This window comes from Aeromonas sp. R7-4 (genome assembly GCF_040908055.1).
Lineage (GTDB): Bacteria > Pseudomonadota > Gammaproteobacteria > Enterobacterales > Aeromonadaceae > Aeromonas > Aeromonas sanarellii.
Genome location: NZ_JBFODA010000024.1, coordinates 1 through 4,786 on the forward strand (window position 1 = coordinate 1; position 4,786 = coordinate 4,786).

At 55.9% G+C, this 4,786-nt stretch carries 4 protein-coding genes; all 4 read left to right on the top strand.

Features of this window, described 5'->3' with window-relative positions; translation table 11 throughout:
* Nucleotides 1–221: 221 nt before the first annotated feature.
* The 4 genes from istA to AB5Y72_RS04840 all read left to right on the top strand — a co-directional run bounded on the left by istA (nucleotide 222) and on the right by AB5Y72_RS04840 (nucleotide 4,768).
* Nucleotides 222–1,763, top strand: coding sequence for an IS21-like element ISAs29 family transposase (istA, locus tag AB5Y72_RS04825; protein WP_113069990.1), 1,542 nt, complete (start codon nucleotides 222–224; stop codon nucleotides 1,761–1,763).
* 14 nt (nucleotides 1,764–1,777) lie between these two features.
* Nucleotides 1,778–2,533, top strand: coding sequence for an IS21-like element ISAs29 family helper ATPase IstB (gene istB, locus AB5Y72_RS04830; protein WP_113069991.1), 756 nt, complete (start codon nucleotides 1,778–1,780; stop codon nucleotides 2,531–2,533).
* Nucleotides 2,534–2,545: 12 nt separating this feature from the next.
* Entirely contained in the window at nucleotides 2,546–3,268 is a 723-nt protein-coding gene (locus AB5Y72_RS04835; protein WP_368198645.1) for a nuclease-related domain-containing protein, read from the top strand.
* A gap of 349 nt (nucleotides 3,269–3,617) precedes the next feature.
* Nucleotides 3,618–4,768, top strand: a protein-coding gene (locus tag AB5Y72_RS04840; protein ID WP_325783120.1) for an IS3 family transposase whose coding sequence is annotated in 2 segments (ribosomal slippage) — nucleotides 3,618–3,855 and nucleotides 3,855–4,768 — 1,152 coding nt in all. Because the reading frame shifts where the segments join, the coding sequence is not laid out codon by codon here.
* The last annotated feature ends 18 nt before the right edge of the window (nucleotides 4,769–4,786 follow it).

Consider the following 4,786-nt stretch of genomic DNA (forward strand, 5'->3'; position numbering starts at 1 on the left):
TGCATATTCCGGCTGATCATGAACACCGATTCCGGTTCAACGTGAACACCATTTCCGGACCAATGTGAACGCTCATTCCGGTTCAACCTGAACACTTTGCCCCTCCTTTCCGGAAACAGTGTTCAACATCCCGGAATCACTGTTCACACTCACCGGAATCATCCTTAACGCATTGATTTAAAAACCTTTGATACGCTCTCCCTTTTGCCAGGGAAGAGCCTATGTCTGCCAAGAGGATTGCAATGCGTAAAATTCGTGAAGTGCTGCGACTGCGGCTGGAGGCTGACCTCTCTGTTCGCCAGATAAGTTGCTGCACCAAGGTCAGCGTTGGCTCCATCCAGAAACTCCTCAAAAGTGCCCATTCGCTCGGCCTGACCTGGCCCTTGCCCACCGAGCTTGATGATGCCCGACTGGCTGCCCTGTTCTATCCGCAGGCCGATACCACCATCTCGGCCCGCCATGTCGTGCCTGATTGGCCCTCTGTCCATCAGGAGCTCAAGCGCAAGGGGGTCTCCAAACAACTGCTCTGGGAGGAGTACACCCAGCGCTATCCCAATAGCTGTTACAGCTACTCCCAGTTCTGCGACCGTTACAAGTCCTGGTGTCAGTTGCAAAAGCGCTCCATGCGCCAGATCCACAAGGCGGGAGAAAAGCTCTTTATCGACTACTGCGGGCCCACGGTGCCCATCGTCTCGCCCTCCACGGGTGAGGTCCGTCAGGCCCAGATCTTTGTCGCCGTGCTTGGTGCGTCCAACTACACCTTTGCCGAAGCCACCTGGTCACAGTCACTGCCGGACTGGCTGCAAAGCCATGCCCGTGCCTTTGAGTTTTTCGGCGGGACCCCGGCACTGCTGATCCCCGACAACCTCAAGAGCGGTGTCAGCAAGGCTTGCCGATACGATCCCGAGCTCAACCCCAGCTACCAGCAGTTGGCCGAGCACTATCAGGTGGCGGTGATACCAGCTCGCCCTTACAAGCCCAAGGACAAAGCCAAGGCTGAGGTGGGAGTGCAGATCGTCGAGCGCTGGATCCTAGCCCGCCTGCGCCATCAGACCTTCTTCTCGCTTGCCGAGCTCAACCAGTGCATCCGGGCCTTGCTGAACGAACTCAACGAGCGCCCGTTCAAGCAACTGCCCGGTAACCGGCGCGAGGCGTTTGAGCAGTTGGACCGCCCGGCACTGGGACCACTGCCGGTGCATCCCTATCGCTATGTCGCTATCAAAACGGTCAAGGTCAACATCGACTATCACGTCAGTTATGAGCAGCACCATTACTCGGTGCCACACCAGTATGTGGGCCAGCAACTGGAGCTCCATGCTGGCGACACCCTGCTTCAGGTCTATCACCAGCAACAGTTGGTCGCGAGCCATCCGCGTAAAACTATCCCGGGGATGAGCACGCTCCCGGAACACATGCCGGAACGCCACAGCAAGCAGCAACGCTGGACGCCAGGCCGTCTCAAGCAGTGGGCTGCTGATATCGGACCGGGCACCTTGTGCTGGGTTAGCGAACGGCTGGAAGAGAAAGCCCATGCCGAGCAGGCATACCGACTCTGCCTGGGGCTACTGAGTCTGAGCCGGGAGTATCCGCCATCACGGGTCGAGGCCTGTTGCCAGTTGGCTAATCGGGAAGGACTAGTGCGACTCAAGCAGCTCAAGTCGGTGCTGACAAGCGGCCGCGACCAACTGCCCGCAAGCCCGCTGAGCTATCCAGAGTTACCGCAAGAGCACGAGAACATCCGTGGCCCCCAGAGCTTCCACTGAAGAGGATACGCCCCATGACCCAACAAACCCTGACCCTCCTGAGAAGCCTGAAGCTGACCGGCATGGCGGATGCCGTGCAACAACAACTGGAACAGGCGAGTACCTACGAAGGGCTGCCCTTCATCGAGCGGCTAAGCCTGCTGGTCGAACACGAACAACTGAGCCGGGAGCAGCGTAAACAAGCTCGGCTGGTCAAGCAGGCAAGGCTCAAACTCCAGGCCACGGTGCAGGAGCTGGACTACCAGTCAGCACGCAACCTGGAGCGGTCACAGGTAGCAAACCTGGCCCAAGGAGAGTGGCTACGCCGAGGCCAGAACCTGCTCATCACCGGCCCCTGTGGCTGTGGAAAAACCTACCTGGCTTGTGCGCTGGGCTACCAAGCCTGTCAGCAAGGACATAGCACTCGTTACTACCGGCTGCCACGTCTGCTGCTTGAACTGAGCCAGGCCAAGGTAGATGGCAGTTACGCCAGACTGCTGGGTCAACTGGCAAGGATAGAGCTGCTGATCCTCGATGACTGGGGACTGGAAGCGGTGAATGCCGAGCAGCGCAACGCCCTGCTGGAGATCATGGATGATCGGTATGGAAAATACTCGACGGTAGTGGTCAGTCAACTACCAACGGAAGAGTGGTACGCGAGCTTGGGGGACAACACCCTGGCAGATGCGATCCTGGACCGGCTGATGCACAACGCTCACCGGCTGTCACTGAAGGGAGAATCGATGAGAAAGAGGAGAAGTGAGTTGACCCAATCTGAACAGTCGAGTTAGAAACGAGATGACATGAGCGCGTTAAGGATCAGGGTGTTCACGTTGGCCGGAATGGCTGTTCAACTTCGCCGGAATACGCAGTTACAGAGCTACATCGATAAGAGGGCTATGAGCACGACTGTGATGCTGATTTCCGGGGTTGTTATGCTGGGTCTCTTTATCTCTGGCACAACCAAAACTTACAAAATGGCCAACAAGGTTCAACACCTCAAGCTGGGTTACTCCTGTGAACTGGCAGTGGGTCAGGAGCTGGACCAAATCGTTAGGCCCCAACAGCACCCCTATCGGGTTTACCACGATATCCCGTTTGATGGATTCAACATCGATCATTTGATCATCTGCCCTAACGGGGTCTTTGTCATCGAGACTAAGGGTCGCTCCAAACCCATCAACAATGGAGAAAAACAGTTCAAGGTTCGGGTCGAAAATGATGCGCTTCACTTCCCAAACCATGTTGAAAAAGCGCCGCTCGAACAGGTCCGCCGTAACGTCACCACTGTGCGTAACTGGCTCAACAGTGCAACTGGGACCGAAGTCCCGGTAGGTGGCGTTCTGGTTCTGCCTGGCTGGTTTGTGGATTTACGCCAGAAGATCACCTTCCCCTACATCGTCAGTGCCGCTGCACTCCCCAAGCAACTCCCCCAATTTAGGGCTGGCTCACTTGAACTGGCCCAGATCCAGGCCATCGCGCACCAGGTAGAGCAAAAAGTACGGGACGTTGCCAAGGCTGGCTAAGAGATCTTCATTGCCAACTGATACTCCATCAGTCAGCAAGTCTATCCCGCCATCCTTGAATGCCCCTCAGTTTGAGGCTCTTGGGGTATAGAGGAAACAGGGAGGAGTTCGCAGAGATGAAATTGAAGTCACCCATTGCGGGAAAAAAGCCAGCGGCGCTATTGTACTAATTCTTTTTTTGCACAAGGAGTGTGCTCGATGTATATCTCGCCTATGGATCTCGCAACTTATTACGGTGTCGATGACATTCCTGCTGCCCTATCGATAGGCGATAACCTCCATAGTTTGAATCGCCCCCAGTTCCCTAGACACCTCACAGCCTTAAAATGAGGCAACTATTGGAGGTGTTATGACCCGTCAGCGTTATCCAGAAACATTCAAAATCGAAGCCGTTAAACAAATCACCGAGCGCGGGCGGCCGGTGGCTGACGTTGCACGTGCCATCGGGGTATCCAGCCACAGCCTGTATGCATGGCTCAAGCAGTACGGTAAGCCTGCTGACCAGCAGATAGAAGAGTCTGCCTTGCAAGCCGAGATCCGCCGCCTGAAAACTGAACTGCGCCAGGTCACCGAGGAGCGCAATATTCTAAAGGAGGCCGCCGCGTACTTTGCCAGCGAGTCAAGGAAAGGTACGCGTTCATAACCTCCCGACTCGACCGGTACAGTGTCGTTACCCTGTGCCAGACCCTGGGGGTTCACCGAAGTGGCTTCTACGCGTGGTTGAAACAGCCCACATCGCCACGACAGCAGGAGGACGAACGACTGACCGGATTGGTCAAGCAATCCTGGCTGGAAAGTGGTGCTGTCTACGGTTATCGCAAGATCCATCGCGACCTTCGTGACGCAGGGGAAGCCTGCGGCAAGCACCGTGTGGCCAAATTAATGAAGCGGGAGGGACTGCGTTCGCAAACGGGCTATCAACGCCGCAAGGGGCATTATGGAGGCAAGAGCACGCAAGCTGCCCCAAACACGCTGGCACGTCAGTTTAAGGTGCCAGCCCCCAACATCATCTGGGTGACTGACATTACCTACATTCGCACTCAAGAAGGGTGGCTGTACCTGGCGGTGGTGCTCGACCTGTTCTCTCGCCAGATCGTCGGCTGGGCGATGAAGTCACGCATGACGGCAGACTTGGCGGTTGATGCGTTATTGATGGCCGTCTGGCGGCGCAAACCCAAGCAGCCGGTACTGGTGCATTCGGATCAGGGCAGCCAGTTTACCGGTGGTGAATGGCAAGACTTTCTGAAGGCCCACAACCTGAGTTGCAGTATGAGCCGACGGGGTAACTGTCACGACAACGCGGTCGCCGAGAGTTTCTTTCAGTTGCTCAAACGGGAGCGGATCAAGCGCAGGATTTACGCGACAAGAGACGAAGCCCGCAGCGATGTGTTTGATTATATCGAGATGTTTTACAACCCAATCAGGCGTCATGGTTCCAATGATGGGCTGTCGCCGGTAGAGTTTGAAAGGCAGTTTATTTTTCAGCAACAAAGTGTCTAGAAAACCAGGGGCGATTCA